Genomic DNA, 26475 nt, shown 5'->3' with positions numbered 1-26475 from the left:
ACGGCGGTACCGGCGGGTCGTCAGGAGGCGTTCCCACGGGAGCGGATCTGCATCCCCGGCCGCCGCCGGTGCACCGTCAGGTAGACGAGGCCGTCCGGCCCCGCGGCGATGCTGCGCGTGGAGCCGTGCGGCAGCCAGACCGTCGCGCCCTCGGCCAGCGCGAGGGGCTCGTCCCGCGGGCCCGCACCGAGGGTCCCCGCGCCGGAGACCACGTACACCAGGACGTCCAGGTCCGGTTCGGCGTGCGGGGCGACACGCCCGCCCGGTGCGAGCCGTACGAGGTTGGCGTCGAGCTGGCGGCCGCTCTCCGCCAGCTTCCACAGCACCCCGGCCGGCACCGGAGGGTTCCCGGCCAGCGTCCGGGCGTCGCACAGGAGGCTCGGCTGCGGCTCCCCGGCTCCGTCCGGACCGGCGTCCCGCGCGGCGGACGACACCATGGCGCACCCCTCTTCCTTGTGTCTGCGGCACATCGCCTACAATTATTCCATGTCGGACTCGTGAAAAATCACCGCAGGTGGAAAGGGGTGACCGGCATGGCTGCGGCCCAGGGAAACCCGCGGCGGCGTGACGTGCTGGACGTGCTGCGCTCGGCCGCCGGTCCGCTGGGTGTCGCGGAGACCGCCGAGCGGACCGGCGTGCACCCCAACACGGTCCGCTTCCATCTCGACGCACTGGTGGCCGAAGGGCGCGTCGAGCGGCGCACGGAGGAGCCCCGGCGCGCGGGCCGCCGCCCCGGACCCGGCCGCCCCCGCACGGTGTACGCCCTCCGGCCGGGCATGGACCGCGCCGGTGTCCGCGGGTACCACCTGCTGGCCCGGATGCTGCTCGGTGAGCTGGCCTCCCGCGGCCCCGGCGCCCGGGACGCCGCCGTGCGCACGGGCCGCGCCTGGGGCCGCTCCCTCGCGCAGCCGCCATCGCGGTCGCAGCCGCAGGCCGTTCCCCGGGCGGAAGCACTGCCCCTGCCCCGGCCCCTGCCGACGCCGACGTCGACGCCGTCCGGTTCGTCGCCCACCGCCGCCGAGTCGGCGGACCGGCTGGTCGCGCTGCTCGGTGACCTCGGGTTCGACCCGGTGTCCGAGGGTGGCGGCGGGGACGGGCCGCCGCGACGGATCCGGCTGCGGCACTGCCCGTTCCTCGAACTGGCCGAGGAGTACGGGGAATTGGTGTGCCCGCTCCATCTCGGCCTGATGCAGGGCGCGTTGGCGGAGCTGGGCGCGCCGCTCACCGCGAGCGGTCTGGAGCCGTTCGCCACCGCGGAATCCTGCCTGGCCCACCTGGCCGCCGCTCCGGCCGGAGCGGCGGCCGCCGAATGACGTGTGCCGAATGACGTGTGCCGAATGACGTGTGCCGAATGACGTGTGCCGAATGACGTGTGCCGACGACGTGCGTCGAGTGACGTGCGCCGAATGATGCGAACAGGCCCGGATCCGGACCGGGATCCTGGCGGGAAGAGGCTGTCCGCTCCTGCTCGGGCGGCGAGCCGACCACGGCCCGTGCCCCGGGCGGAAAGGCGACACTTTCATGGACTCCACGTCGGCCGCCACGGCGAGCGCGGTCACCTTCGTCTGGCTCGGCATGGTGCTGGGCATCTCCTTCCTGGAGGCGCCCCTGAAGTTCCGCGCCCCCGGAGTGACGATCCCCGTCGGCCTGGGCATCGGCCGCCTGGTCTTCCGGGCGCTGAACCTGGTGGAGGCCGCCGCGGCGGCCGTGGTGACCGCCGCGGTCGCCGCGGGCGGCGCCCCCGCGCCGGTGATCGCCCTGACCGCGGCCGTCGTGGTGCTCCTCCTGGTGCAACTGCTCCTCGTCCGGCCCCGGTTGAACCGCAGATCCGACCGCGTCCTGTCCGGTGACGAACCGGTGGAGGGCCCGCGCTCGCACGACCACCTGGTCTATGTGGCCCTGGAGATCGTCAAGGTGGCCGTCCTGATCGCCCTGGGGGTCACGCTGCTGACGGCGTGAGGGGCGCGGCGCCCGGACGCCTCGGGCGGCGCGGGAGGCGCGGGAGGCTCACCCGGCCCGCCGGTCCGGCGCCAGCAGCCTGCGCAGCCAGTCCAGCCGGGCCGCCTGCGCCGCGCCGGACAGGGCCGCGCGTGGGGCGAGGGCGTCGAAGCCGTGGCAGCCGCCGGGCCACACATGGAGTTCCGCGACACCGCCGGCCCGCCAGATGCCGGAGGCGTAGGCCACGACCTCGTCGCGGAAGGTCTCCGCCGAGCCGACGTCCAGGAAGGCCGGAGGCAGCCCGGACAGGTCCGTCGCGCGGGCGGGCGCGGCGTACGGCGGTACCCCGGGACCGCCCCGCCGGTCACCGAGCAGGGCGGTCCAGGCGGTCTCGTTGGCCGTGCGGTCCCAGAGGCCGACCCCCGCCATCTGGTGCGCGGACGGCGTGTCGTTGCGGTCGTCGAGCATCGGGGACAGCAGCAGCTGCCCGTAGGGACGCGGCCCCCGGCGGTCGCGCAGCAGCAGCGCGAGCGCCGCCGCGAGCCCGCCGCCCGCGCTCGCGCCGACGAGCACGATCCGCTCCGGGTCGCCGCCCAGTTCCCCGGCCCGCTCCGCCGTCCACCGCAGCCCGGCGTACACGTCCTCGACCGGTGCGGGGTGCGGGTGCTCCGGCGCCAGCCGGTACTCCACCGAAACCACGACCGCGCCCAGCTCCCGCGCCCACTCCAGGACCGTCGGCAGGCCGACCCGGTTGTTCCCGGCGACCAGGCCGCCGCCGTGCACGTGGTAGAGGACGGGCCGGGCGGCGCGGGACGGGGGCGCCGCCTTCGCAGTGGGGCGGCAGACGAGCAGGGAGACCCCGGGCGCCCCCGGTGGACCCGGGACGGTCCGGTCCGCGGTCCCGAAGGCGCCGTCCAGGGTCAGGTCCGGGCCGCCCGCCGGATCCAGGGCCAGGGCCGCGGCGCGCCGGGCGCTCTCGATGTCCCGCGGGGCGAACCCGGGCCGCGCCAGGTCCCCGGCCTCCTCCAGCGCGGCGGCCAGCTCCGGATCGAACGGCGGCGGTACGGACCCGGTGGCGGCACTGCTCATGACGTCTCCTCGGGGCTCCGGACGGCGGAGCCGGTGCTCGGTGCGGTGCGCGGCGGGGTACGACCCGGCCGCTGGATACCCGCGTACCCGCATACCCGCGCACGACGGCCGGGCAGCGCGAGGCGGCGGAGCGAAGCGGCCGGGAGCCGGGAGACCGAGAGCCGGGAGGACGGGCGCGACGCGAAGGGGCCGGATCCGTGACAGGGCATGTCACGGATCCGGCCCCTCGCCGGTGGTTCAGCAGCCTCAGACGGCGACGGTCTCGTCGGCGTGGCCGCGCAGACGGGCGACGACCTCGGTCAGCTGTGCGGCGACCTCGGTGTCGTCGGCCGGGTGGATCTCGGTGAAGCGGGTCACGGAGCCCGGGATGGACAGCTTGATGTCCTCGATCACCTTGCCGCCGGCGATGCCCACGGCCTTGCGGGTGTCGTCGTGCGCCCACACGCCGCCGTACTGGCCGAGCGCGGTGCCGACGACGGCGACGGGCTTGCCGCCGAAGGCGCCGGCGCCGTACGGGCGGGACAGCCAGTCGATGGCGTTCTTCAGCACGGCCGGGATGGTGCCGTTGTACTCGGGCGAGAAGAGCAGGAAGGCGTCGGCGGCCTGGGCCGCCTCGCGCAGCTTGGCGGCGGCGGCCGGGACGCTGCCCTCGGCGTCGATGTCCTCGTTGTAGAACGGGACGTCGCCCAGGCCCTCGAAGACCTGGACCTCGGCGCCCTCGGGCGCGAGCTTCGCCGCAGCCTCGGCGAGCTGGCGGTTGTGCGAGCCGGCGCGCAGGCTGCCGACGAGCGCGAGGATGCGAACAGACATGGGGGACTCCAAGGGGGTGAAACACTGCCGTTACGATCCGGACCGAGGTCCGTTTAATTTTCTACCAGGTTAACCGGACCGCGGTCCAGTTTTCTTCCCCATGCTTTACGCTGTCTTCATGTCCAGCGCTCTGCCGCCCTTCCCCACGCCTCAAGAGCCCCACGGCAAACCGGTGTTGCTGGAGCTGGGCACCGGTTCGGACGAGCCCTGCCTGCGGGCCGACGCGGCGCGCAACCGCGCCCGGCTGCTGGACGCGGCGGCCCGGCTGGTCGCCGAGCACGGAGCCGCCGGGGTCACCATGGAGGCGGTGGCCGCGGCCGCCCAGGTGGGCAAGGGCACGGTCTTCCGCCGCTTCGGCGACCGCACCGGACTGCTGACGGCGCTCCTGGACCACTCGGAGAAGAAGTTCCAGGCGGCCTTCCTGAGCGGTCCCGCGCCCCTCGGGCCGGGCGCGCCGCCGGTGGAGCGGCTGCGGGCCTTCGGCTGCGCCGCGCTGCGCCGCGCCGCCGACGACCTGGAACTCCAACTGGCCGCCGAGGCGTGCCCCGACCGCAGGCATCTGGTCCCGGCCCACCGGGTGCGGTACGGCCATGTCGTGATGCTGCTGCGCCACGCGGTCCCCGAGGCGGACGCCGAACTGCTCGCCCACACGCTGATGGGCTCTCTCGAACCGGCGCTCATCTTCCATCTGACCCGGCAGCGCCAGATGCCGATGGAACGCCTCCAGACCGGCTGGTACGACCTGGTCACCCGGCTGACCGCCTCGGCGCCCCCGGCTGCCTGACCGACGCCCTCTCCCGGGTCTCCCGGCCCGTTCAGCCGTGGGACGCGAACATCTCCAGCAGCGCGTCCGGGGCGTCCTCGCCGAACAGCAGGGTCGCGCCGCGGGCCGACTCGGCCGCCGCCGACTCGCTGCGCGGGAACAGCCGCTCCTCGTACGCCCGCAGCGCCGCCTCGGTGTCGTCCGGCCGCGCGGCGAGAAAACCGGCCAGTTCGGCGCCGTCGAGCATGGCCAGATTCGCGCCCTCGCCCGCGAACGGCGACATCAGGTGCGCGGCGTCGCCCAGCAGCGTCACCCCGGGCACCCGGTCCCAGCGGTGGCCGACCGGCAGGGCGTGGATCCGGCGCGGGACCAGCGCGCCGTCGGCGTCCGCGACCAGGGACCGCAGGCTCTTGTCCCAGTCGGCGAAGCGGTCGAGGACCCGCTCCTTGGCGGTGTCCGTGTCGGTGAAGTCGATCCCGTCCAGCCAGTCCTCCGGCGCCACGGCGGCCGCGTAGACATGCAGGTCGCCGTGCGTCTCGCGGTGCGCGAGGAAGCCCCGGCCCGCGCCGAGCGCGAAGAAGAACCCGCCGCCCACCACCTCGGCGGCCACCGGATGGCGCGCGTCGGCCTCCCGCAGGTCCGCCTCGACGAACGACACGCCCGTGTAGGCGGGCCGCGCGGCGGAGACCAGCGGGCGGATCCGCGACCAGGCGCCGTCGGCGCCGACCAGCAGATCCGTGGTGAACACGGTGCCGTCGGCGAGCGCCACCTCGTGCCGGCCGCCGCCCAGCCCGCGCGCCCCGGTGACCTTCGCGCCCCAGCGCACGGTCGCCTCGGGCAGCGAGCCGAGCAGCAGGTCGCGCAGATCGCCCCGGTCGATCTCGGGCCGGCCGCCGGTGCCGTCGTCGGGCTCGTCCATCCGGACGGTCCCGTGCCGGTCGAGCACCCGTGTGGCCTGGCCACCCGGCAGCACCAGTTCGCTGAACCGCTCGTGCAGCCCGGCCGCGCGCAGCGCCGCCTGCCCCGAGTCCTCGTGGATGTCGAGCATGCCGCCCTGGGTGCGCGCGGCGGGGGAGGCGTCCAGGTCGAAGACGGCCGCCTCGATCCCGTGCACATGCAGGACGCGGGCGAGCGTGAGGCCGCCGAGCCCGGCGCCGATCACGGCGATGGGGTGGTGCGGGACGGGAGTGTGGGACATGGGTGTCTCCGGATGAAGGGGAAGGGTGCAGGTGCAGGTGCAGGTGCGGCGAGGGCGCGGATGGGGTGGGGCGCAGGCGTGAGGGATCAGTCGGAGCCCGGGACCGGGGTGTGCGCGATACCGCTGATGACGGCCCGGATGCCCCAGGTCAGACGCTCCTCGGGCGCCCCGGACAGCAGCGGGCCCGCGAGCGCGGCGATGTGCGGATGGGTGGTGTCGCGGGCGCCGTGCAGGGCGCGGGTCAGCGCGTCCCAGTCGGCGTCGGAGTCGGTGTCGGTGTCGGAGCCGGTGTCCCGCTGTCCGGTGGTGGCCGTGCCTCGCGCGGAGTGCTCGGCGGCCGTCGCCGTGGCGTGCTGGAGCAGCAGGTCCACGCCCCACGCCGCCCGCTCGGGCGGGACGCCGCCCTCGTCGAGCAGGGCGAGCAGTGTCTCGATGAGATTCAGGTAGTGCGGGCCGCTGGGCCGGGCGGTGAGCGCGGAGCGGGCGAGACTCGGATGGGCGTGCAGCATCCGGACGTACGCGGTGAGCACCCCCTCCAGCCGAGCGCGCCAGTCCCCCTCCTCGGGCGCGGGTGCCGCGCCGACCGTGCCCAGCAGCTCGTCCAGGACGGCCGCGTGCAGCTCGGCGGTGTTGCGCACGTACACGTACAGCGAGGCCGGGCCGGTGTCGAGTTCCTGGGCCAGGCGCCGCATGGTCACCTTCGCCAGGCCCTCGGCGCGCAGCACGGCGACCGCCGCGGCGACGATGCCCTCCCGGGTCAGGGCGGGCTTGGCGGGGCGGTCGCGGCGGCTGCGGGGGGTGTCGGGGCGTGCGGTCATGTCTGCACCGTAACGAACATGTTCGCTCCGAACAAGTTCGTGACGAACATGTTCGGGGTGCGTCGTGCTCGCACGACGCATCACCCGCGTACGACGCATCACCCGCGTACGACGCATCACCCGCGTACGACGCATCACCTGCGTACGACGAATCGTTTCGGCGTCGATCGCGCCGCCCGCGACGCGTCCCCCGTCGGCCACCGGGCCGTCGCGCACCCGGCCGGGATGCTTCCCCCGCGCGCTCAACTCCCTTGCGCTTCTGCCAAGATGCGGTACGTCATGGTGCAGATACCCAAGGCCGCCGCGCCCTCGTCGACGACACCCCCACTGCCGCACTCCGTCCCCACGAGTGCCGATGTGGCCCGTCTCGCGGGTGTCTCGCGCGCGACCGTCTCCTACGTCCTGAACAACACCAGCGCCGTGCGGATCAGCGAGCCCACCCGCCGCCGGGTCCGCGCCGCCGCCGAGGAACTGGGCTATGTGCCCCACGCCGCCGCGCGCAGCCTGCGCGCCGGGCACAGCCGTATCGTCCTGATGCCCACGCCCGCCGTCCCGATGGGGCCGCTGTACCACGGGTTCATCGACGAGCTCCAGTGGGCGCTGGGCCGCCTCGACTACACCGTCGTGCAGCACGGCAGCGTCGGCCTGCGCGGCGAGGAGGCCGCCCGCGCCTGGGCCGAACTGCGCCCGGTCGCCGTCCTGGTGCCCGGCACCGGCATCGGCCCCGAGGGGGTCGCGGTGCTGCGGCGCTCCGGGGCGCGGGCCGTCGTCACCATCGGACCCGAGGCCGTCGAGGGGGCGCACGCCGTGCTCCTGGACCACCACAGCGTCGGCCACCGCGCCGGAGCTCATCTGTACGCCCGCGGCCGTCGCCGGATCGGCGTGGTCGTCCCCGAGGAACGCGGGCTCGGGGTGTTCTCCCGGCCTCGCCTGGAAGGCGTACGGCGTGCCCTGAGCGGGACCGACGGGACCGTCACCGAGCTTCCCCTCGGCTACAACGAGGAGTCGGCGGCCCGGCTCGCCGCCCGCTGGCGCGCGCTCGGCCTGGACGCGGTGTTCGCCTACAACGACGAGTACGCCATGCTCCTGATGCGCGCCCTCCAGGACGTGGGCCTGCGCGTGCCCGAGGAGACGGCCGTGGTGGGCGCCGACGACCTGATGCTCGGCAGGCTGCTGCGGCCCCGGCTGAGCACGGTGCACATCGAGCTGCCCGCGGGCCGCGACCTCGCCGAGCTGGTCGACCGCGCCGTACGCGACCCCGGCGGCGCACCGGAGCGGCGCACGGTGCGGGGTGCCACCGTGGTGCACCGCGAATCCAGCTGACCGGGCCCGGACACGGCGGCGGGGCCCGTCCCGTCAGGGAGGGCCCCGCGGCGCCCGGCGGCCACCGGACCGGCCGGCGGCTGCCCGCGGTGTCCGCTACTCGCCCGACTGCTCCGACTGCTCCGCCTGTGCCTGCTGCTCGGCGACCGCCTTGCGCACCTCGTCCATGTCCAGCTTGCGGGCCTGGCCGATCACATCGGTCAGAGCCGCCTCCGGGAGCGCGCCGGGCTGCGCGAACACGGCCACCTGGTCACGGACGATCATCAGCGTCGGGATCGACTGGATGCCGAAGGCCGCCGCCAGCTCCGGCTGCGCCTCCGTGTCCACCTTGCCGAACACCAGGTCCGGGTTGTCCGCCGCCGCCTTCTCGTAGACCGGGGCGAACGAACGGCACGGCCCGCACCAGGACGCCCAGAAGTCGATGAGAACGAACTCGTTCTCCGTGACCGTCTGGTCGAAATTCTCCTTGGTCAGCTCCACGGTGCTGCTCATGGCGTGATTCCTCTTCCTGATGTCGGGTTGAGCCGTCCGCACAACACGGCCGACCCTACGGGCTATTCCGCGCGCGTACCCAAGCGGCCGACCGGGCAACCCACCTGGTCACCGGCGCGCACCGCCGCCACCCGGCCCGTGGGTCCCTGTGGCCACCGGACACGCCACCCACCAGACTGACCCCATGACGGAAACGGAAACCCTCGCGTACGACGTCGTGGTGCTCGGAGCCGGACCGGTCGGCGAGAACGTCGCCGACCGCACCCGCGCGGCGGGCCTGTCCACCGCGATCGTGGAGAGCGAGCTGGTCGGCGGCGAGTGCTCCTACTGGGCGTGCATGCCGAGCAAGGCCCTGCTGCGCCCGGTCATCGCCCGCGCCGACGCCCGCCGCCTGCCCGGACTGAGCCAGGCCGTGCAGGGACCGCTGGACACCGCGGCGGTCCTCGCCCGCCGGGACGAGTACACCTCGCACTGGCACGACGACGGCCAGGTCGCCTGGGTCGAGGGCATCGGGGCGGACCTGTACCGCGGCCACGGCCGCCTCGCCGGTCCCCGTACCGTCACGGTCACCGGCCCGGACGGCGAGCGGCGGACCCTGACCGCCCGGCACGCCGTGGCCGTCTGCACCGGCACCCGGGCGAGCCTGCCCGAGCTGCCCGGTCTCGACGGCGTCGGGCCGTGGACCAGCCGCGAGGCCACCAGCGCCGAGGAGGTGCCCCGGCGGCTGATCGTGGTCGGCGGCGGTGTCGTCGCCACCGAGATGGCCACCGTCTACCAGGCCCTCGGCTCCCAGGTCACCCTGCTGGTGCGCGGCAAGGGACTGCTGCCGCGCATGGAGCCCTTCGCCGGGGAACTCGTCGCCGCGGCGCTCACCGCGGCCGGCGCCGAGCTGCGCACCGGTACCTCGGTGGAGTCGGTGACCCGCGCGAACGGCACCGTCGTGGCCGTCACCGGCACCGGCGAGCGGATCGAGGCCGACGAGATCCTCTTCGCCACCGGACGCGCCCCGCGCACCGATGACATCGGCCTGGAGACGGTCGGCCTGGCACCCGGCTCGTGGCTCTCCGTCGACGACACCCTGCGGGTGGAGGGCACCGACTGGCTGTACGCGTGCGGCGACGTCAACCACCGCGCCCTCCTCACCCACCAGGGCAAGTACCAGGCACGGATCGCGGGCGACGTCATCGGCGCCCGCGCCGCGGGCACCGTCCCCGCCGCACCCCAGCCGTGGGGGCCCTACGCCGCCACCGCCGACCACCACGCCGTCCCGCAGGTCGTCTTCACCGACCCCGAGGCCGCCGCCGTCGGGCTGTCCCTCGCGGAGGCCGAACAGGCCGGACACCGGGTCCGCGCCGTCGACGTCGACCTCTCCTCGGTCGCGGGCGCCGGACTGTACGGGGAGGGCTACCGGGGCCGCGCCCGCATGGTGGTCGACCTCGACGAGCACATCCTGCGCGGCGTCACCTTCGTCGGCCCCGGCGTCGGCGAACTGCTGCACTCCGCGACGGTCGCCGTCGCCGGCCGGATCCCCGTCGACCTGCTCTGGCACGCGGTCCCCTCGTACCCGACGATCAGCGAGGTGTGGCTGCGCCTGCTGGAGGCGTACCGGGGCTGAGCCCGGGGCGTGCGGTCCCGTGCCTCCGGGCCGGTGAGGGAAGGGACGGGAGCGGGTCGGCGGGCCGAGGAGCTGTGCCGGTCGCTCGGGCGAGTATCGGGGCTCGGTGGGGTGTCGGGCCGCGAGGATGGCGGGTCCGGTGGCTGCCCCACCCCGCGGTACGAGGGATCCCGCCCGGCCACCCGGCAGTCCCGTGGGCGGGCTCGGAGAAGTCCGCTCCCGCGAGCCCGCGCCGCCCCCGTCACCCCAGCGGGAAGCCCAGCGCGTCCGCCGCCCGCTCGGGTGTCGGCTGGGACCAGCGGGCCGCCACCACCTCGTTCGAGGACAGCGAGCGGATCTCGGCGCGGTCGAGGTAGAGGGTGCCGTCGAGATGGTCGGTCTCGTGCTGCGCGATGCGGGCCGGCCAGCCGGTCAGCACCTCGTCCACCGGGCGCCCCCGCTCGTCCTCGGCGCGCAGCCGCACCCGGGCGTGCCGGGCCACCACCGCCTGCCACCCCGGCACGCTCAGACAGCCCTCGAAGAACGCGGCCCGGTCCGGACCGACCTGCTCGTAGACGGGGTTGACCAGGACCCTGAACGGCAGCGGCACCCGGCCGCGCGCCAGCCGCACCTCCTCCGGCACCGGCGCCGGGTCCTCGACGACGGCGATCCGCAGGGCCACGCCCACCTGCGGCGCGGCCAGCCCCACCCCCGGCGCCGCGTGCATGGTGACGCGCAGCGCCTGGACGAACCGGTCGAGCAACGCGGGCTCCAACTGACCGTCGAACGGCTCGGCGGCGCCGCGCAGCACCGGATCACCGGCTGTGACGATGGGCAACGGGCCGTCCACGGCGAGGAGTTCTTCGACCTGTGCGGCAAGGGGCGTACGCGCGCTGTCTGGAGCCATTCCGTCAGCATGCCACGGAGTGAAGTAGCGTGGTCCGGCACGCCGACGCCGGAGGGAGACCGACATGGCCGAGCAGGACCGGCGGATCCGGCGCAGACAGGGGGAGCTGGAGGGCCAGGTGCTCGCCGCGCTCCGTGAGGCCGACGGCGCGGTGACCGCCGCCTGGGTGCAGGAACGGCTCGGCGGCGACCTCGCCTACACCACCGTCGTCACCATCCTGACCCGGCTGCTCGCCAAGGACGTGGTCGCCCGCGAGCGCCGGGGCCGCTCCTTCGTGTGGACGCCGACCGCCGACGTGGCCCGGCTCGCCGCGCTGAGGATGCGCCGGCTGCTGGACGGCGAGCGCGACCGCGAGGCGGTCCTCGCCAGCTTCGTCACCGCGCTGCCGCCCGGCGACGAGCAGGTGCTGCGCGCGCTGCTGGAGTCGGTGGACGAGAGCTGCGCGCCCGGGGACCGGGACACGGACGAGGACCGCACGGAGCACTGACCGCACATGGGAGTCTTCGTCCTCCTGCCGCTGGTGCTGCCGCTGACCGCCTGGCCGGTCGCGCGCCTGGCCGAGCTGCATCTGCATCCGCGCACCGCCACCCGGCTGCTGACGGCGGTGGCCGTCGTCATGGCGGTGTGCAGCACGCTGTGCCTGCTGCTGCTCATGGTCGTCGGCACCGCCCAGCTGCCCGGCAACCCGCTGCCGGACGGCTGGTCCGACCCCGAGGTCAGAGCCGCCGTACCGCACGACGGGTTCGTGGGCCGTGCCGCCATCCCCGCCCTGGCGGCGGTGGCGGCGGCCTGCGCCCGCACCCTGTGGCGCCACCGGCGGGTGACCCGGCGCGCCCGGCGGGCCCTGGCCGGGGTGCGCGGCGGCACGGTCGCGGTACTCCCGGACGACGCGTCGCCCTACGCGTACGCGCTGCCCGGCGCCCCCGGGCGGATCGTCGTGACCACCGCCCTGCTGGCCGGCCTGGCCCCGGCCGAGCGGCGCGCGCTGTTCGCCCATGAACGCGCCCATCTGGCCGCCCGGCACCACCGCCATCTCCTCGCCGTGCACCTGGCGGCGCGCGCCAATCCGTTCCTGCGCCCGCTGCGCTCCGCCGTCGCCTACACCGCCGAGCGGTGGGCCGACGAGGAGGCGGCCCGCGCGGTCGGCGACCGGCGCACGGTGGCACGGGCCATCGGCCGGGCGGCGCTGCTGTCGGGCCGGTCGGCCGCCGCGCCCGCGCCCACCCTCGCGGCGCTCGCCGCCACCGGACCGGTGCCCCGCCGGATGGCCGCCCTGCTGGCGCCCGCGCCCCCGGTCCGCGACTGGCCCTCGCTCTTCACGGCGGCCGGTGCGGCGGCCTGGGGCGCCGCCGCCGGTGCGGCGGTGTCCGCCATGTCCTCGGCGAACTCCGCCGTCACCCTCTTCCTGGTCCTCCAGACGGCCACGCCCCTGTAGCGGGCCGCCCGCCACAGCGGCGCGGCCCGCGCCTCACGCGTCCGCGAACTCGCCGGCCAGGGCCGAGGCGATCCGCAGCTGACCGGCGGCCTCCTCGTGCCGTCCCTGGCGCTGGAGGGTGCGGCCCAGCAGCAGCCGGGCGTACTGCTCCACCGGGTCCCGCTCCACCAGGATCCGCAGCTGCGCCTCGGCCCGGCCGAGCTGGGCCGAGTGGTAGTAGGCCCGCGCCAGCAGCAGCCGCGGACCCGTCTGCTCCGGCACCTCCTCCACCAGCGCGCCCAGCACCCGCGCCGCACCGGCGTAGTCGCGCGCGTCGAAGAACCGGCCCGCCCGCTCCCAGCGCTCGGCCGCCGTCCCGTGGTCGTAGTACGTGGTCTCCACTTGTGACCTCCTTCGGGCGGTCCAACCGCTGTCATTGGTTGAAAATTCCACCACTCCTCGGAGTTGCGGAAGCCCGCCCGCCGACTTCCCGCAATGCCCCGCCCGCCCGGACCCCGTCCGCGCTACGCCCGGAGCCGCTGTACACAGTCAGTGCTGCAATCCGTGATTCCTGTCGCAGGTCTTGGTTCGTAGGTGCGTAGGCCGAGAGGAAGCAGGTGCAGCGGTGGCCGAGGTCACTGCCCGGACGCGTGCGGACGTGCGTGACCGGGCCACATGGACGGAACTTTTCTACGACCTGGTGCTCGCCTTCGGGGTGGGCCAGGTGGCGCACGTGCTGGCGCTGCACCCGGGCTGGCCGCGGCTGGGCGGCTGCCTGCTGGTCCTGGTGCCGCTGTGGTGGGCGTGGGTGGACGTCGTGATGGCGATGAACGCCGTGCACGAGACGAACACGCAGCGGGTGTTCCTGCTGCTGGCCGGGCTCGCCACGTACGGGATGAGCATGTCGGCGCAGCACGCGCTGGAGAGCCGGCCGGAGGCGCTGCTGTACGCGGGCAGCTATCTCGCCCTGCGGCTGCTCATCGGGGAGGCCATCCGGCGGGAGTGCGCCGTCTACACCATCCACCCCTACCGGGCCGGACTCGCCTTCGCGCTGGGGCTGTTCGGGGTGACGGCGCTGCCGGACGGGATGCGCACCGCCGGGTGGGCGATCGCCGTGGTCGCCGAGATCCTCGCGCCGCTCGTGCTCAGCGGCCATCTGCGGCAGCTCGCGTTCGGCGTCAACCATCTGCCGGAACGATTCGGCATGTTCATCATCATCGCGCTCGGCGAGAACGTCGTCTCCGTCGGCGCCTGGGCCGGCGGGGGCCACCTCGGCGCGACGGAACTCACCGCCGTCGCCCTGGCCTTCCTCACCGGATGCGGCCTGTGGTGGCTCTACTTCCACCTCGCCGCCTCCGCCGTGGCCCACGCCCTGCGCGCCCACCCCCGGCCCTCCGTCGTCGTGCGGGACGTGCTCAGCTACGGCCATCTCGCCCTGGTCTCCGGCCTGTTGCTGGTGGCCGTGGGCGCCGAGCGGATCGTCGCCGAGCCGGAGGCCACCCCGCACCGGCTCGCCGCCGGACTGCTGCCGGCCGGGGCCGCCCTGTTCACGCTCACCTTCTGCTGCACCCGCCGCCGGATGTTCGGGGCCGCCTCCGTGACCCGCTTCGGCGGCGGGCTCGCCCTGCTCGGTGTCGCCGCCGCCGCGCCCCGGGTGCCGGGCCTGGTCACGCTCGGCGCCGTCACCTTCGTGCTCGTCGCCGTCAACGGGCTGGAGCACTACCTCCTCACCGGCGGCCGGCACGTCCCGCTGATCTTCGTCAAGCGCTGAGCCGCGGACACGCCCTTGGGCCCTGACCCGGTCAAATGGCCAGGTGTTTCCGGCGACTTGACGCAGTGTGCCGACCCCCCGCCGCGGCCCGGCGGCCCCCGCTCCGCCGCCCCTAGCGTTCTGAGGTGCCCAGCCGCGGGGCCTGGTGCGTGCGGCAGCCCCGGTATCCGTCTCCGAAGGAGTGGTCCGATGACGATCCCAACGCCCCAGACCGTCGACGACGGTTCCTTGTTCATCGACGGCAAGTTCCAGCCCGCAGACTCCGGAGAGACCGTCCAGGACATCAACCCGGCGACGGAGCAGCCGATATGCGAGGTGGCCTGGGCCGGGACGAGTGACCTCGACCGCGCCGTGCAGGCGGCACGGCGCGCCTTCGACCTGGGCCCCTGGCCCGGGATGCCGGCCAAGGAACGCGGCCGGCTGCTGCTGCGGATAGCCGACGGCATCGAGGGCGCGGGGGAGGAGCTGGCCCGGCTGGAGACCCTCGACGTCGGCAAGCCGATCACCTTCACCCGCGGCTTCGACGTACGGGCCGCCGCCGAGATCTTCCGCTACTACGCCGGTATGGTCGAGCAGTTGGAGGGCGCCGCCCGCCCGGCCGGCGCCCGCTCGCTCCAGTACACCCGGCGCGAGCCGGTCGGCGTGGTCGGCGCCATCACGCCCTTCAACTTCCCGCTGAACCTCGCGGTCAACAAGATCGCCCCGGCGCTCGCCGCGGGCAACACCCTCGTCCACAAGCCCGCCGAGCAGACCCCGCTGACCGCCCTGGTGCTCGCCCGGGTCATGGCCGAGGCCGGACTGCCCGAGGGCGTGCACAACGTGGTCACCGGCGACGGCGCCACGGTCGGCGCCGCGCTCGTCGAGCACCCCGGCATCGACAAGATCTCCTTCACCGGCTCCACGGCCACCGGCAAGCGCCTGATCGCGGCGGCGGCCGGGACGCTGAAGAAGGTCACCGTCGAACTCGGCGGCAAGGGCGCCAACATCGTCTTCGGCGACGCGGACATCGAGGCCGCCGTGCAGGCCGCGTTCCAGGCCGGGTTCTTCAACACCGGCCAGTTCTGCATGAGCGGCTCGCGGCTGCTGGTGCACCGCTCCGTGCACGACCAGGTGGTGGAGGCGCTGACCGGCGTCCTGGGTGCCGTCCCGGTGGGCGACCCGCTGGACGAGAACACGGTGCTCGGCCCGCTGGCGCACCGGCAGCAGCTGGACAAGGTCGTCGAGTACGTCGGCATCGGCCGCGCGGAGGGCGCCACCGTCGCCCACGGCGGCGAGCGCGGACACGACGGCCCCGGCTACTTCCACCAGCCCACGCTGTTCACCGGCGCGAACCCGCAGATGCGCATCGCGCAGGAGGAGATCTTCGGCCCGGTCGTCACGGTGCTGCCGTTCGACACCGACGAGGAGGCCGTCGAGATCGCCAACGGCACGCCGTACGGCCTCGCCGCGGGACTGCACACCAGTGACGTGCGGCGCGCCCACACCGTGGCCGCCCGGTTGCAGGCGGGGATCGTCTGGGTCAACACCTGGGCGGCGTTCGAGAACTCCACGTCCTTCGGCGGCTACAAGTCCTCCGGCTACGGCCGCGAGCTGGGCCCCGAGGGCATCGAGGAGTACTTGCAGTACAAGACCGTGTACGTCAATGTCGATTGAGGTAGAAATGTCCGAACAAACCCGCCCCGGCGCCCTCTCCGCCGGGCTCGTGCTGGGCGCGTTCCTGGCGCCCAGCGCGCTCGGAATGTCCGCGACGCCCATCGCACTGCCCGCACTCGGCGACAGCCTCTCGGTGGCCTCCGGGGCGACGGCCTGGGTGCTGGCGGGCTACACGCTGACCCTCTCCGTCGCCTCCGCCCTCGCCGGCCGCCTCGCCGACATCCGCGGTCTGCGCATGCCCATCGTCACCGGCATGGTGCTGCTGCTGGCCGGTACCGTCCTCGTTGTCGCCGTCCCCTGGTTCCCGGCCGTCATCGCGGGCCGCATGCTCCAGGGCATCGGCGGCGGTGTCGCCGCCGTGCTCTCCTTCGGCGTCGCCAACCGCCTGTTCACCGAACCCCGCGAGCGCGGGCGCACCATCGGCACGATGGGCGCCGTCGTCGGCGTCGTCTCCGGCGGCGGCGCACTGCTCGGCGGCGCCCTGACCGACCTGATCGGCTGGCAGGCCGCGCTCGCCCTGCCCGGACTCTCCGCGCTCGCCGCGGTCTGGGTGCTGCGCATCGCGCCGCCCACCCAGCCCCGCGCCGAACGCCTGGACGCACGCGGCGCGGTGCTCTGCCTCGCCCTCGCCGCGGCCCTCGCGGTGCTCCTCCAGGCCCGCACCACCCACCTGAAGGAGAGCCTCGTCCTGGTGCTGGCGGTGCTCGCCGTCGCCCTGGCCGCGGCCACCGTCTGGCACGTGCGCCGGGTGCCCGAGGGCTTCCTGCCGCGCCTGGTGGTGAGCAACAGCCGCTTCGTGCTCGCCGCGGTGGCCGGCTTCACCCTCTTCGCCGGCTACCTCATCATCCAGTTCGCCGCGCCCCGGCTGATCCTCATGGACCACGATCTGAGCGTCACCCAGATCGGACTGATCCTGCTGCCGACCGGCGTGGTCAGCGCCATCCTGTCGCGGACGGCCGGCGGACTCGCCCACAAGGTGGGCCCGTTGCGCCTGGTCACCGCCCTCACCGTGCTCAGCGCGGCCGGGCTGCTGCTCGCCGCGCTCGCCGGGCGCCAGCCGGTCGCCCTGGTCATCGCGGTGGCCGCCTGCGTCTCCGGGTTCAGCGCGGGCCAGGTCGCGCTGATGGCCGCGGTGCCGCACCTGGTGGACAGCTCCGTGCACGGCGTGGCCGCCGGTGTGTTCCAGCTCGTCTTCATCACCGGCGGTTCGCTCGGCTCCGCCGCGGTCGGCGGCATGGTCGGCGCGATGAGCCTGTCCACCGCGATCGGTGTGCTCGCCGTGGTGCCGCTGATCGGCATGGTCGCCGCCGTGGCCTCGGCCCTGATGGTGAAGCGGCAGACGTCGGCACCGGCCCCCGCGGCGGGCCCCGTCCGCCCGGCGGTCGCAGCGGAGAACGCCGCACGCGCCACCGGCTGACCCGCCCCCACCCCGCTGCCGTTCCCGGAGTCCGCTCCAGGGGCGGCAGCACTTTTTGCCCCACCGGCCCGTACCACCCGACCAGTTCGTCCCTCAAGGAGTGGAAATGGCTCGACTGACCCGCCGCGGCTTCCTCGGCACCGCCACCGGTGTCGGCGGCGCCGCCGTGCTCGGCACCCCGGCCGCGCAGGCGGCGCCCCAGGCCCCCGCCGAGGCCGCCGCCGCAGGCGCAGCCGCCGTCGGCACGGTGACCGTGACCCCGTCGGACCCGCGCTACCTGGACCTCACCCAGCGCGGCTACAACGCCCGGTTCGCCGCGCAGCCCGACGCGATACGGCTCACGCACTCCACCCGCCAGGTCGTCGACGCCGTCCAGGACGCGGTCACGGCCGGTGCCCGGATCGCGGTGCGCAGCGGCGGCCACTGCCTCGACGGCCTCGTCGACGACCCGGGCGTACGCGTCCTGATCGACCTGTCCGAGATGAACGCCATCGGCTACGACGCCTCCCGCCGGGCCTTCTCCGTACAGGGCGGCGCCACCCTCGGGCAGGTCTACCGCACCCTCTACCTGGAGTGGGGCGTGACCATACCGGCCGGCGACTGCCCCACCGTCGGGGTCGGCGGCCATGTCACCGGCGGCGGCTACGGCCCGCTCAACCGCAAGTACGGCGCGGTCGTCGACCACCTCTACGCCGTCGAGGTGGTCTACGTCGACGCGGCCGGCACCGCCCGCTGCGTGGTCGCCACGCGCGAGCCCGACGACCCCCACCGCGAGCTGTGGTGGGCGCACACCGGCGGTGGCGGCGGCCAGTTCGGGATCGTGACCACCTTCTGGTTCCGCTCCCCGGACGCCACCGGCACCGACCCGGCGGGCCTGCTGCCCAAGCCGCCGCACAGCCTGCTGAAGACGTCCACCAGCTGGAAGTGGACCGACCTGACCGAGGCGGACTTCACACGCCTGGTGCACAACCACAACGCCTGGCACGCCGCCCACAACGAGCCCGGCACCGACTACGACACGCTCAACAGCGCCCTGCTGCTCTACAACCACGTCCAGGGCGCCGTCTCCCTCACCGCGCAGATCGACGGCTCACTGCCGGACTCCCGTCAACTGCTGGACAGTTACATCGACACCGTCGCCGCCGGGGTGAGCGCGCCGCACACCACCACCGCGCACAGCACGCCCTGGCTGAAGGAGTCCCTGAAGGACCACTACGACACCGGGCTCTACAACCGCGGCAAGTTCAAGGGCGCCTATCTGCGCCGGGGCTGGTCCGACGCGCAGCTCGCCGTCCTGTACCGCAACCTGAGCGACCCGTCCTACACCGGGCACGGCGGAGCGATCCTCTTCTCCTACGGCGCCCAGGTCACCGAGGTCGCGCCCGACGCCACCGCCCTCGCCCAGCGCGACTCGATGCTCAAGGCCAACTTTCTCACCTACTGGACCGACCCCGCCGAGGACGACCGGCACGTCGCCTGGCTGCGCGCCCTCTACCGCGACTTCTACGCCGCCACCGGGGGCGTGCCGCTGCCGGACGGCGACGCCGACGGGTCGTACATCAACTACCCCGACCCCGATCTGGCCGACCCGGCGTGGAACACCTCCGGGGTGCCCTGGCAGACCCTGTACTGGAAGGGCAACCTGCCGCGGCTGCGGGCCGTGAAGAAGAAGTGGGACCCGCGCGACGTGTTCCACCACGCGCTGTCCGTGACCGCCGCCCGCTGACGCACCGCGGCCCCGCAGCTCCGGAGGGAGGTGCGGGGCCGCGGCGTGTGCGCCGGTCAGCCGAGCGCGGGGAAGACGACGCCGGTCAGCGACTCGCTCAGCTCCCGCAGCCGGGCGCGGGCCGCCGGGTCGTAGGCCTGGGCGCCGGCCCGTGCGACCGTGGCCCGGTTGAAGTACTCGCCGGTGACCTCGGCGAGCGCCGGGTCGGTCACCAGGCGGGCGGTGTTGCGGGTGCCCTCCTCCAGGGTGCTCTGCGGGGTGAACAGATTCACCACGATCTTCGTCGGCATGTACGAGGCCGGGTGCAGGGCGTTGACGGTGACCCCGGTGCCGGCGAGCTGCTCGGCCAGGTCCTTGGTGAGGCTGATCTGGGCGAGCTTGGCCTGGCAGTACGCCTGACCGCCGTCCCAGCCGCGCTCCAGCATCACGTCGTCGAAGTCGAGCGGGGCCTGGCCCGCCGAGGTGACGTTGACGATGCGGGCGGGGGCGGAGCGCACCAGCAGCGGGGCCAGCCGGCAGCTGAGGATGTAGCCCGCCAGATAGTCCACCTGGAAGGTGAGTTCGTGCCCGTCCCGGCTCTCCTGACGGGCCAGCTCGACCCCGATGCCCGCGTTGTTGACGAGGACGTCGAGCCGGTCGTGCCCGGCCAGGATCCGGTCGGCGAGCGCGCGGGTCTCGGCCAGCGAGGAGAAGTCGGCCAGCTCGTAGCTGAACCGGTCGGCGCCGGTCTTCGCCCGCAGCTCCTCCAGCAGCTCCTGGCCCTTGCGGGGGCTGCGGCCGTGCAGGATCAGCGTGGCGCCCTGCTCGGCGAGTTCATGGGCGAGGGCGCGGCCGAGTCCGTCGGTGGCGCCGGTGATGAGGACGGTCTGTTCGCTGACAGGGCTCATGGTCTTCGGTTTCCTCAGGTGCGTAGGAACATGGCTGTGGGCACGGCCGGTCGGGATCGACCGGCCGTGCCCGGTGCGGGCGTACGGCGTCACGCGCTCACGCGTAGGACCGCAGTTCTTCGGGGGTCTGGTCGGTGTAGCCCTGGCTCACCTCGATGACGACGCCGTCGGGGTCGGCCACCCAGACCGTCTTCCAGCCGGAGATGAACTCGTCGAAGGCCAGCGGCCCGAGGAGCACCTCCAGCTCCCCGTCGGCCGCCGCCATGAACGCGTCCACGTCGTCGACCTGGAAGGCGAGGTGGCGGGCGGCGCCGGGGTTGTCCGGACCGTCCTTGGCGGTGGGGAAGGCCGGTTCGGACGTGGTGGGGAAGAGTTCGAGGTAGACCGGGCCGCTCTTGAGGAAGACGACCCGGGCCCCGTCCGCCTCGACGACCCGGGCCCGCTCGAACCCGAACCAGCGGCGGTAGAACGCCTCCGTGGCCTGCTGGTCACGGCAGTTGAGGCCGACGTGCGACCAGCGGGCGCCCACGGTTGCGGACATGGGCCTCACACCCCACCGGTGACAGGGGCGAAGGGCACCGTGTCGTGCACGTTCGTCATGTAGACGATCTCCCCGCCGGCGATCCGGAAGTAGTTGCACACGTCCGCCTCGACGGACTCGCCCTTCGGGGTGCGGGCGGAGATGTGCGAGACGACGGCGGCCTGGTCGCCGTCGACGACGACGTGCACGGGGACGTTGGAGAAGGACGCGTACATCTGCCCGAACCCCTTCATCATGTCCCGCAGCGTCTCGCGGCCCTCCACATGGCCGGCGAGCTGCTCGTCCATCGTCTGGTCGACGGAGAACAGATCGCACCAGGGGTCCCAGTCACCGGAGTTGGCGAGCCGGTAGTAGGTGTCGACGATCTCTCGGGTGTTCATCACGGCCTCCAGGGCGCACGGGGTCGGCGGTTCGCGGCGGTCACGGCAGCGGGACGTCGAGCTGGCGCATCAGGCCCGCGGTGTCGGCCTGCACCCAGCGCTCGACGACCTTGGCGTCCTCCAGCCGGTAGACCTCCAGGCTGGTCCAGGACACCTCGCGGCCGTCGGGCTCCTGGCCGAAGAACGGGGCGATGTGCTTGCCGCGGAAGGTGATGTGCATGATCACCTTGTCCGGGGACGCCGGGTACAGGGCGTCCAGGTGCACGGTGAAGTCGAGGGCGTCGTGCGCGGCCTTGATGATGACCTTCAGCTCGTCCAGGCTCGCCACGTCCCAGGCCGGGTTGTTGTCCCGGAAGGTCGGACCGAACAGCTCGTCCAGGTCGTCGTAGCGGCGCTCGTTGACCGCGTCGCTGACCGCCTGCACGGTGGCCAGGTTCGCCGCGTCGGTGGAGACCTGCTCACGCAGTCCGAGCAGGTCGTCCTGGGCCCAGCGCTCCACGAAGCGGCCGTCCTCGATGCGCCATATCTCCGTGGTGGTCCACTCCACGCCGCGCCCGGTCGCCGGGAAGCCGAAGACGGTGTCACCGTGCGTCCCGGTCAGCTTCACCCGGGTGACGACCTTGTCGCCGCCGTCCGCGCCGTCGACGGGGAGGGCCTCCTGGAGCTCCCCCTTGAGGCCGTACGTGGCGTGGGCGGCGCGCAGCGCGGCCAGGTAGTCGTCCAGGCCCTTGATCTCGAAGCCGGGGTGGTGGTCGGTGAAGTCCGCGCCGATGACCTCGGCCACGGTGGCGTAGTCCGCCGCGTTGAAGGCGTCCAGGAAGCGCCGGTACAGGGCGACGCTCGCGTTCACGGCGGTGCTGTCAGACGTGGGCATGGTGGGTCCCCTCGGTCCGTCGGTGGTGTGAGTCCTTGATCAGCTCGGCCGCGCGCTCGCCGATCATCACGCTGGGCGCGTTGGTGTTGCCCGCGACGATCGTCGGCATCACGGAGGCGTCCGCGATCCGGAGCCCGGTGACGCCGTGCACACGCAGCTCGTGGTCGGTGACCGCGTCCGGTCCTGCGCCCATGCGGCAGGTGCCGGCCGGGTGCCACAGGGTGGTGGCGCGGGCGGCGACGTAGGCGCGCAGCTCCGCGGGGTCGCGCACCCCGGCGCCGGGGCCCAGCTCCGGGCCGCGCAGCCGGTCGAAGGCCGTGCTGTGCGCCAGCTCCCGGGCCAGCACGACCCCGTGGACCAGGACGTCCACGTCGGCCGCTGCGGTGAGGTAGCCCGCCTGCACGACGGCGGGGGCCGCCGGGTCGGTGGAGCGCAGCCGGACCCGGCCGCGGCTCTCCGGCAGCAGCGCGATCGGCGCGAAGGTGAAGCCGGGCCCGGCCTGCTGCCCGGCGGGGGCGTCCGGGGCGAGGAACTTCACCGGCCCGAAGGTGAACTGGAGGTCGGGCGCCCGCTCGCCCGCACCGCCCGTGGTGTGCGTGAACAGGCCCGCCTCGGAGAGCATCGCCCCCTCGGGGTGCTCCTCGCGGGACTGGTAGCACACCGGGACGAACAGATGGTCCTGGAGATTGCCGCCCACGCCGGGCAGATGCTGCACGACGGTGACGCCGTGCGCCCGCAGATGCGCGGCCGGGCCGATCCCGGAGAGCATGAGCAGCTTCGGCGTCTCGAAGGCGCCGGCGCTGACGACGACCTCCTCGTCCGCCCACGCCTGCTGCCGCTGCCCGCCGTGCACATAGGCGACCCCGGTGACCCGGGTGCCCTCGGTCAGCAGCCGGGTGGCGTGCGCCCCGGTGGCCACCGTCAGGTTGGGGCGGTCCAGCACCGGGCGCAGATAGGCGGTGGCCGTCGAGGAGCGGGTGCCCTCGTCGGTGCGCGTGGTCTGGTACAGGAAGCCGTAGCCGTCCTGCCGCCGGCCGTTGTAGTCGTCGCCGGGCGCGTCGAAGCCGAGCTGCCGCGCGGCCGCCACGAAGGCCCTGGCGACCGGCGAGGGATCGGTGTGGTCGCGCACCCGGACCGGGCCGCCCTTGCCGCGCAGCGCGTCGCCGCCGCGGTCGTAGTCCTCGGCGCGGCGGAACGCGGGCAGCACGTCCGCGTACGACCAGCCGGGGTTGCCCGCCGCCGCCCAGCCGTCGTAGTCGTGGCGGCTGCCGCGCACCCACATCAGGGCGTTCACGGAGCTGCATCCGCCGGCCACCTTGCCGCGGGCCACCGGAACGCGGCGGCCGTCGAGAGCGGCCTCCGGCTCGGTGGCGTACCCCCAGTCGATCGTGGGGCTCCACTCGCTGGTCAGCAGGGCCAGCAGGGAGGCGGCGTCGGTGCGGTGGATCTCCGGCCGCTCGTCCCACCCGCCGGCCTCCAGGAGCAGCACGCTCACGTCCGGGTCCTCGCTGAGCCGGCTCGCCACGGCACAGCCCGCGCTGCCGGCGCCGACGACGACGTAGTCGTACGACATGGGAACCTCCCGCATCGGTGCTCAGGCCGGGTTCAGGTCGCCGACGCGGTACGTGCGGATGCGCAGCGTCCCGTCCGCAGGATCGCGCACCAGCTGCCAGGTCTGGTCGATGCGCAGGGCCGACACGCCGCCGTCGGAGAGGTTCTTCGCGGTCCACACGACGGTCACCTCGACGTCGACGAGGCCGTCGTGCTCGTCGGTGCGCAGCTTCTCCACGATGTGGCTCTGCGGTCCGAAGCTCTCGCCCACCGCCGTGTACCAGTCGCGGAAGTCGGCGTGGCCGCGCAGGGTGCGCTCGGGGAACGCCATCTCCAGACCGTCGTCGATCACGTACGGCAGCAGGTCCTCGACGGGTTCGTGGCTGCTCAGGATGTCGTACCAGTGCTGGACGAACACGGCGACGTCCTGGCCGTGCGCGGTCAGCGGGCTCTGTGCGGTCGTCATGCCAGGTCCCTCTCGCTGAAGGGCGGGTCCGGATCCGGTCCGGACGGCTGTCCCGGTCGATTCCGCCACGACCGCGCCGACCGCGCCCCGGCCGGAGCGTCCGGCGGCCGGATTGCGTCAGGTCGGGCGGTGCTCTTGCCGACGTCGCAGGGCCAATTGCCTTAGTACGGCGAGCCACTTGGGCATGTCGGGCCACCTGCGGGGTCGGCTTCTGGCCGGTCCGGGCGGCAGACCGTAGACATGAGTTCGACCGGTCCCATCCGACCCGCGTCGCACGAGAGGACACCCCATGAGCAAGCGCATCCTCGTCGTCCTGTCCGAATACGGCTACTGGGGCGAGGAGTTGATCGGCCCGCTGGAGACCTTCGACAAGGCCGGCTACCAGGTCACCTTCGCCACGCCGACCGGCAAGCGCCCCGTCGCGCTGCCGCCGAGCATGGACCCCGACTACGTGGACCCGCCGCTCGGCCGTTCCGTCACCACCCCCGAGATGGCCGCCAAGGTCCGGGCCATCGACAGCTCCCCGCGCCTGGACGGCCCGCTGGACCTGTCGTCCTGGCTGCCCGACCGGCCCTACCGCTCCAAGCCGTACTTCCTGCGCGACTGGGAGGCGTACAACACGCGCCTTGAGCAGATCCGCGACCAGATCGCCGACCGCTACGACGCCCTGCTCATCGTCGGCGGCTCCGGACCCATCGTCGACCTCGCCAACAACTGGCGGGTGCACGACCTGATCCTCGCCTTCCACGCCCTGGACATGCCGATCGCCGCCGAGTGCTACGGCGTCGCGCCGCTGGCCTTCGCCCGCGACCAGGAGGACCGCGTCTCGATCATCCGGGGCAAGCACGTCACCGGGCACTGCATCGAGTACGACTACAAGGACGGCACCGGCTTCATGGGCACCGACTTCGTCATCGGCCCGCCGCCGTACCCGCTGGAGTACATCCTGCGCGACGCCACCGCGCCCGGCGGGGCCTTCCACGGCAACTTCGGCAAGGAGACCTCCGTCATCGTCGACTACCCGTTCATCACGGGCCGTTCCACCCCCGACTCCTATCTGACGGGCCAGAAGCTCGTCGAGGTCCTGGAGGACGGCCTGCGCCGGTGGGGCTTCAAGGAAGCCGTCTGATCCCCGCCCGCACGGCAGCCGCGTAACCTTCGCAGAAAGGTGCACGTCATGGTCAGCAGGCCCGCGCGGGTCGCGATCCTCGAACAGCTGCGCGCCGACGGGGTGCGGCACATGTTCGGCAACCCCGGCACGGTCGAGCAGGGTTTCCTCGACGAATTGCGCAACTTCCCGGACATCGAGTACATCCTCGCGCTCCAGGAATCCAGTGTCGTCGGCCTCGCCGACGGCTACGCGCGGGCCACGCGCACCCCGGCCGTGATGCAGCTGCACACCGGCGTCGGCGTCGGCAACGCGGTCGGCATGCTCTACCAGGCGGCCCGCGGGCACGCCCCGCTGGTCGCCGTCGCCGGCGAGGCGGGCCTGCGTTACGACGCCATGGAGGCCCAGATGGCGGTCGACCTGGTCGCCATGGCCGAACCCGTCACCAAGTGGGCGACCCGGGTGGTCGACCCGGAGTCGGTGCTGCGGGTGCTGCGCCGCGCCTTCAAGGTGGCGGCGACCCCGCCGTACGGGCCGGTGCTCGTCGTGCTGCCCGCCGACGTCATGGACCGGGACACCAGCGAACCCGCCGTGCCCACCTCCTACGTCGACTTCGCCGCCACGCCCGACGCGGAGATGCTCGACCGGGCCGCCGGTCTGCTCGCCGGGGCCGAACGGCCGCTCGTGATCGCGGGCGACGGCGTGCACTTCGCGGGCGCCCAGGAGGAGCTGGGCCGGCTCGCCCGCGTCTGGGGCGCCGAGGTGTGGGGGGCGGACTGGGCCGAGGTCAACCTGTCGGTGGAACACCCCGCCTACGGCGGCCAGTTGGGTCACATGTTCGGCGAGAGCAGCCGGAAGGTCACCGCGGCCGCCGACGCGGTGCTGATCACCGGCACCTACGCGCTCCCCGAGGTGTACCCGGCCCTGGACGGGGTCTTCGCCGACGGCGCGCCGGTCGTCCACATCGACCTGGACACCGGCGCCATCGCCAAGAACTTCCCGGTGGACCTGGGCATCGCCGCCGACCCGCGGCGCGCCCTCAACGGCCTTGCCCGCGCCCTGGAGCGCCGGATGAGCCCGGCCGCCCGCGCCCGCGCGGGGGAGTGGTTCACCCGGCGCTCGGCCGAGCAGTCCGCCGCCCGTGCCGCCGCCCGCCGCGCCGACGAGGCCGCCGCACTCGACCCGGACGCCCTGCCCACCACGGCCTTCCTCCAGGAACTGGCCCGCCGGCTGCCCGAGGACGCCGTGGTGTTCGACGAGGCGCTCACCGCCTCCCCGGACCTCACCCGCCATCTGCCCCCGACCCGGCCCGGCCACTGGCACCAGACCCGCGGCGGCTCCCTCGGCGTCGGCATCCCCGGCGCCATCGCCGCCCGGCTGGCCCATCCCGAGCGCACGGTGGTCGGCTTCACCGGCGACGGCGGCTCCATGTACACCGTGCAGGCACTGTGGACGGCGGCCCGCCACAACATCGGCGCCAAGTTCGTCATCTGCAACAACAGCAGCTACAAGCTCCTCGAACTCAACATCGAGGAGTACTGGCGGACGGTCGGCGTCGCCGCGCACGAGCAGCCGGAGATGTTCGACCTGTCCAGGCCGGCCATCGACTTCACGGGCCTGGCCCGCTCCCTGGGCGTGCCGGGCGTCCGGGTCGAGAAGCCCGACCAGGCGAAGGCGGCCGTCGAGCAGGCGCTCGCCACCCCCGGCCCCTTCCTGATCGACCTGGTCACCGGACGCGGAAGGCAGGAGTGAGCC

The 26475-nt window shown here is 73.9% G+C and carries 27 protein-coding genes; 13 read left to right on the top strand and 14 right to left on the bottom strand.

What is annotated here, in order from left to right; genetic code table 11:
- Positions 1 to 20: 20 nt before the first annotated feature.
- The gene (locus tag B086_RS0119380; protein ID WP_018568090.1) at positions 21 to 437 is read right to left on the bottom strand and encodes a cupin domain-containing protein; all 417 of its coding nucleotides are present in this window, start codon (positions 435 to 437) and stop codon (positions 21 to 23) included.
- 96 nt (positions 438 to 533) lie between these two features.
- Here B086_RS0119380 and B086_RS0119375 point away from each other — a divergent pair, with 96 nt between their 5' ends.
- A complete protein-coding gene (locus B086_RS0119375; protein ID WP_037873707.1) occupies positions 534 to 1313 on the top strand; it encodes a helix-turn-helix transcriptional regulator in 780 nt (259 codons plus the stop codon).
- Between the two features lie 208 nt (positions 1314 to 1521).
- A complete protein-coding gene (locus B086_RS0119370; RefSeq protein ID WP_018568088.1) occupies positions 1522 to 1959 on the top strand; it encodes a hypothetical protein in 438 nt (145 codons plus the stop codon).
- A 48-nt stretch (positions 1960 to 2007) separates the two neighbouring features.
- On the opposite strand, the gene B086_RS0119365 is transcribed toward B086_RS0119370, so the two are convergent.
- Entirely contained in the window at positions 2008 to 3027 is a 1020-nt protein-coding gene (locus tag B086_RS0119365) for an alpha/beta hydrolase (protein ID WP_018568087.1), read from the bottom strand.
- 246 nt (positions 3028 to 3273) lie between these two features.
- Positions 3274 to 3837 (bottom strand): NAD(P)H-dependent oxidoreductase, encoded by a 564-nt coding sequence (locus tag B086_RS0119360; protein ID WP_018568086.1) that lies wholly within the window; start codon positions 3835 to 3837, stop codon positions 3274 to 3276.
- Positions 3838 to 3955: 118 nt separating this feature from the next.
- On the opposite strand from B086_RS0119360, the gene B086_RS0119355 reads away from it, so the two are divergent.
- A complete protein-coding gene (locus B086_RS0119355) occupies positions 3956 to 4621 on the top strand; it encodes a TetR/AcrR family transcriptional regulator (protein WP_037873706.1) in 666 nt (221 codons plus the stop codon).
- Between the two features lie 31 nt (positions 4622 to 4652).
- On the opposite strand, the gene B086_RS0119350 is transcribed toward B086_RS0119355, so the two are convergent.
- Positions 4653 to 5798, bottom strand: a complete 1146-nt coding sequence (locus B086_RS0119350; RefSeq protein WP_018568084.1) for an FAD-dependent oxidoreductase — start codon at positions 5796 to 5798, stop codon at positions 4653 to 4655.
- A gap of 86 nt (positions 5799 to 5884) precedes the next feature.
- Positions 5885 to 6616: a TetR/AcrR family transcriptional regulator gene (locus tag B086_RS0119345; RefSeq protein ID WP_018568083.1), complete on the bottom strand. Its 732-nt coding sequence runs from the start codon at positions 6614 to 6616 to the stop codon at positions 5885 to 5887.
- Between the two features lie 279 nt (positions 6617 to 6895).
- Here B086_RS0119345 and B086_RS0119340 point away from each other — a divergent pair, with 279 nt between their 5' ends.
- Positions 6896 to 7939 (top strand): LacI family DNA-binding transcriptional regulator, encoded by a 1044-nt coding sequence (locus tag B086_RS0119340; protein ID WP_037873701.1) that lies wholly within the window; start codon positions 6896 to 6898, stop codon positions 7937 to 7939.
- A 96-nt stretch (positions 7940 to 8035) separates the two neighbouring features.
- On the opposite strand, the gene trxA is transcribed toward B086_RS0119340, so the two are convergent.
- A complete protein-coding gene (trxA, locus tag B086_RS0119335) occupies positions 8036 to 8431 on the bottom strand; it encodes a thioredoxin (protein ID WP_018568081.1) in 396 nt (131 codons plus the stop codon).
- A 184-nt stretch (positions 8432 to 8615) separates the two neighbouring features.
- Between trxA and B086_RS0119330 the strand changes: the two genes are divergently transcribed.
- Entirely contained in the window at positions 8616 to 10046 is a 1431-nt protein-coding gene (locus B086_RS0119330) for a dihydrolipoyl dehydrogenase family protein (RefSeq protein ID WP_018568080.1), read from the top strand.
- Between the two features lie 241 nt (positions 10047 to 10287).
- On the opposite strand, the gene B086_RS0119325 is transcribed toward B086_RS0119330, so the two are convergent.
- Positions 10288 to 10932, bottom strand: coding sequence for a peptide deformylase (locus B086_RS0119325; RefSeq protein ID WP_026252573.1), 645 nt, complete (start codon positions 10930 to 10932; stop codon positions 10288 to 10290).
- 64 nt (positions 10933 to 10996) lie between these two features.
- Here B086_RS0119325 and B086_RS0119320 point away from each other — a divergent pair, with 64 nt between their 5' ends.
- A complete protein-coding gene (locus B086_RS0119320; RefSeq protein WP_018568078.1) occupies positions 10997 to 11419 on the top strand; it encodes a BlaI/MecI/CopY family transcriptional regulator in 423 nt (140 codons plus the stop codon).
- A 6-nt stretch (positions 11420 to 11425) separates the two neighbouring features.
- The gene (locus B086_RS0119315; RefSeq protein WP_018568077.1) at positions 11426 to 12367 is read left to right on the top strand and encodes a M56 family metallopeptidase; all 942 of its coding nucleotides are present in this window, start codon (positions 11426 to 11428) and stop codon (positions 12365 to 12367) included.
- 33 nt (positions 12368 to 12400) lie between these two features.
- Here B086_RS0119315 and B086_RS0119310 read toward each other — a convergent pair whose 3' ends face one another.
- Entirely contained in the window at positions 12401 to 12748 is a 348-nt protein-coding gene (locus tag B086_RS0119310) for a tetratricopeptide repeat protein (protein ID WP_018568076.1), read from the bottom strand.
- 223 nt (positions 12749 to 12971) lie between these two features.
- Between B086_RS0119310 and B086_RS0119305 the strand changes: the two genes are divergently transcribed.
- The 4 genes from B086_RS0119305 (at position 12972) to B086_RS0119290 (ending at position 18913) form a co-directional block, all read left to right on the top strand.
- Entirely contained in the window at positions 12972 to 14117 is a 1146-nt protein-coding gene (locus tag B086_RS0119305; RefSeq protein ID WP_018568075.1) for a low temperature requirement protein A, read from the top strand.
- Positions 14118 to 14306: 189 nt separating this feature from the next.
- The gene (locus tag B086_RS0119300; RefSeq protein WP_018568074.1) at positions 14307 to 15770 is read left to right on the top strand and encodes an aldehyde dehydrogenase family protein; all 1464 of its coding nucleotides are present in this window, start codon (positions 14307 to 14309) and stop codon (positions 15768 to 15770) included.
- Between the two features lie 7 nt (positions 15771 to 15777).
- Positions 15778 to 17187 (top strand): MFS transporter, encoded by a 1410-nt coding sequence (locus tag B086_RS0119295; RefSeq protein ID WP_018568073.1) that lies wholly within the window; start codon positions 15778 to 15780, stop codon positions 17185 to 17187.
- A gap of 106 nt (positions 17188 to 17293) precedes the next feature.
- A complete protein-coding gene (locus tag B086_RS0119290; protein ID WP_018568072.1) occupies positions 17294 to 18913 on the top strand; it encodes an FAD-binding oxidoreductase in 1620 nt (539 codons plus the stop codon).
- A 56-nt stretch (positions 18914 to 18969) separates the two neighbouring features.
- Here B086_RS0119290 and B086_RS0119285 read toward each other — a convergent pair whose 3' ends face one another.
- The 6 genes from B086_RS0119285 to B086_RS0119260 all read right to left on the bottom strand — a co-directional run bounded on the left by B086_RS0119285 (position 18970) and on the right by B086_RS0119260 (position 23612).
- On the bottom strand, positions 18970 to 19800 hold the full coding sequence (locus tag B086_RS0119285; RefSeq protein WP_018568071.1) for an SDR family NAD(P)-dependent oxidoreductase: 831 nt from the start codon (positions 19798 to 19800) through the stop codon (positions 18970 to 18972).
- A 97-nt stretch (positions 19801 to 19897) separates the two neighbouring features.
- The gene (locus B086_RS0119280; RefSeq protein ID WP_018568070.1) at positions 19898 to 20341 is read right to left on the bottom strand and encodes a VOC family protein; all 444 of its coding nucleotides are present in this window, start codon (positions 20339 to 20341) and stop codon (positions 19898 to 19900) included.
- A 5-nt stretch (positions 20342 to 20346) separates the two neighbouring features.
- Positions 20347 to 20721 (bottom strand): nuclear transport factor 2 family protein, encoded by a 375-nt coding sequence (locus B086_RS0119275; protein WP_018568069.1) that lies wholly within the window; start codon positions 20719 to 20721, stop codon positions 20347 to 20349.
- A gap of 40 nt (positions 20722 to 20761) precedes the next feature.
- The gene (locus B086_RS0119270; protein WP_018568068.1) at positions 20762 to 21595 is read right to left on the bottom strand and encodes an ester cyclase; all 834 of its coding nucleotides are present in this window, start codon (positions 21593 to 21595) and stop codon (positions 20762 to 20764) included.
- Positions 21582 to 23168 (bottom strand): GMC family oxidoreductase, encoded by a 1587-nt coding sequence (locus B086_RS40280; RefSeq protein ID WP_018568067.1) that lies wholly within the window; start codon positions 23166 to 23168, stop codon positions 21582 to 21584. The genes B086_RS0119270 and B086_RS40280 overlap by 14 nt, the downstream gene beginning before the upstream one ends.
- Positions 23169 to 23189: 21 nt before the next feature.
- Positions 23190 to 23612: a nuclear transport factor 2 family protein gene (locus B086_RS0119260; RefSeq protein ID WP_018568066.1), complete on the bottom strand. Its 423-nt coding sequence runs from the start codon at positions 23610 to 23612 to the stop codon at positions 23190 to 23192.
- Between the two features lie 289 nt (positions 23613 to 23901).
- Between B086_RS0119260 and B086_RS0119255 the strand changes: the two genes are divergently transcribed.
- Together B086_RS0119255 and B086_RS0119250 are read left to right on the top strand one after the other, a co-directional pair.
- On the top strand, positions 23902 to 24741 hold the full coding sequence (locus tag B086_RS0119255) for a type 1 glutamine amidotransferase domain-containing protein (RefSeq protein ID WP_018568065.1): 840 nt from the start codon (positions 23902 to 23904) through the stop codon (positions 24739 to 24741).
- 48 nt (positions 24742 to 24789) lie between these two features.
- Entirely contained in the window at positions 24790 to 26472 is a 1683-nt protein-coding gene (locus B086_RS0119250; protein ID WP_018568064.1) for a thiamine pyrophosphate-binding protein, read from the top strand.
- The last annotated feature ends 3 nt before the right edge of the window (positions 26473 to 26475 follow it).

Source organism: Streptomyces sp. PsTaAH-124 (genome assembly GCF_000373685.1).
Classification (GTDB): domain Bacteria; phylum Actinomycetota; class Actinomycetes; order Streptomycetales; family Streptomycetaceae; genus Streptomyces; species Streptomyces andamanensis.
This window is presented reverse-complemented; position numbering and strand designations above follow the sequence as displayed.

Coding starts and splice junctions, on each gene's coding strand:
- B086_RS0119355 (WP_037873706.1), top strand. CDS start 3,956: ATGTCCAGCGCTCTGCCGCCCTTCCCCACGCCTCAAGAGCCCCACGGC.
- B086_RS0119285 (WP_018568071.1), bottom strand. CDS start 19,800: ATGAGCCCTGTCAGCGAACAGACCGTCCTCATCACCGGCGCCACCGAC.
- B086_RS40280 (WP_018568067.1), bottom strand. CDS start 23,168: ATGTCGTACGACTACGTCGTCGTCGGCGCCGGCAGCGCGGGCTGTGCC.
- B086_RS0119275 (WP_018568069.1), bottom strand. CDS start 20,721: ATGAACACCCGAGAGATCGTCGACACCTACTACCGGCTCGCCAACTCC.
- B086_RS0119255 (WP_018568065.1), top strand. CDS start 23,902: ATGAGCAAGCGCATCCTCGTCGTCCTGTCCGAATACGGCTACTGGGGC.
- B086_RS0119375 (WP_037873707.1), top strand. CDS start 534: ATGGCTGCGGCCCAGGGAAACCCGCGGCGGCGTGACGTGCTGGACGTG.
- B086_RS0119350 (WP_018568084.1), bottom strand. CDS start 5,798: ATGTCCCACACTCCCGTCCCGCACCACCCCATCGCCGTGATCGGCGCC.
- B086_RS0119330 (WP_018568080.1), top strand. CDS start 8,616: ATGACGGAAACGGAAACCCTCGCGTACGACGTCGTGGTGCTCGGAGCC.
- B086_RS0119250 (WP_018568064.1), top strand. CDS start 24,790: ATGGTCAGCAGGCCCGCGCGGGTCGCGATCCTCGAACAGCTGCGCGCC.
- B086_RS0119360 (WP_018568086.1), bottom strand. CDS start 3,837: ATGTCTGTTCGCATCCTCGCGCTCGTCGGCAGCCTGCGCGCCGGCTCG.
- B086_RS0119260 (WP_018568066.1), bottom strand. CDS start 23,612: ATGACGACCGCACAGAGCCCGCTGACCGCGCACGGCCAGGACGTCGCC.
- B086_RS0119325 (WP_026252573.1), bottom strand. CDS start 10,932: ATGGCTCCAGACAGCGCGCGTACGCCCCTTGCCGCACAGGTCGAAGAA.
- B086_RS0119380 (WP_018568090.1), bottom strand. CDS start 437: ATGGTGTCGTCCGCCGCGCGGGACGCCGGTCCGGACGGAGCCGGGGAG.
- B086_RS0119370 (WP_018568088.1), top strand. CDS start 1,522: ATGGACTCCACGTCGGCCGCCACGGCGAGCGCGGTCACCTTCGTCTGG.
- B086_RS0119340 (WP_037873701.1), top strand. CDS start 6,896: ATGGTGCAGATACCCAAGGCCGCCGCGCCCTCGTCGACGACACCCCCA.
- B086_RS0119365 (WP_018568087.1), bottom strand. CDS start 3,027: ATGAGCAGTGCCGCCACCGGGTCCGTACCGCCGCCGTTCGATCCGGAG.
- B086_RS0119300 (WP_018568074.1), top strand. CDS start 14,307: ATGACGATCCCAACGCCCCAGACCGTCGACGACGGTTCCTTGTTCATC.
- B086_RS0119280 (WP_018568070.1), bottom strand. CDS start 20,341: ATGTCCGCAACCGTGGGCGCCCGCTGGTCGCACGTCGGCCTCAACTGC.
- B086_RS0119345 (WP_018568083.1), bottom strand. CDS start 6,616: ATGACCGCACGCCCCGACACCCCCCGCAGCCGCCGCGACCGCCCCGCC.
- B086_RS0119295 (WP_018568073.1), top strand. CDS start 15,778: ATGTCCGAACAAACCCGCCCCGGCGCCCTCTCCGCCGGGCTCGTGCTG.
- B086_RS0119270 (WP_018568068.1), bottom strand. CDS start 21,595: ATGCCCACGTCTGACAGCACCGCCGTGAACGCGAGCGTCGCCCTGTAC.
- B086_RS0119315 (WP_018568077.1), top strand. CDS start 11,426: ATGGGAGTCTTCGTCCTCCTGCCGCTGGTGCTGCCGCTGACCGCCTGG.
- B086_RS0119290 (WP_018568072.1), top strand. CDS start 17,294: ATGGCTCGACTGACCCGCCGCGGCTTCCTCGGCACCGCCACCGGTGTC.
- trxA (WP_018568081.1), bottom strand. CDS start 8,431: ATGAGCAGCACCGTGGAGCTGACCAAGGAGAATTTCGACCAGACGGTC.
- B086_RS0119320 (WP_018568078.1), top strand. CDS start 10,997: ATGGCCGAGCAGGACCGGCGGATCCGGCGCAGACAGGGGGAGCTGGAG.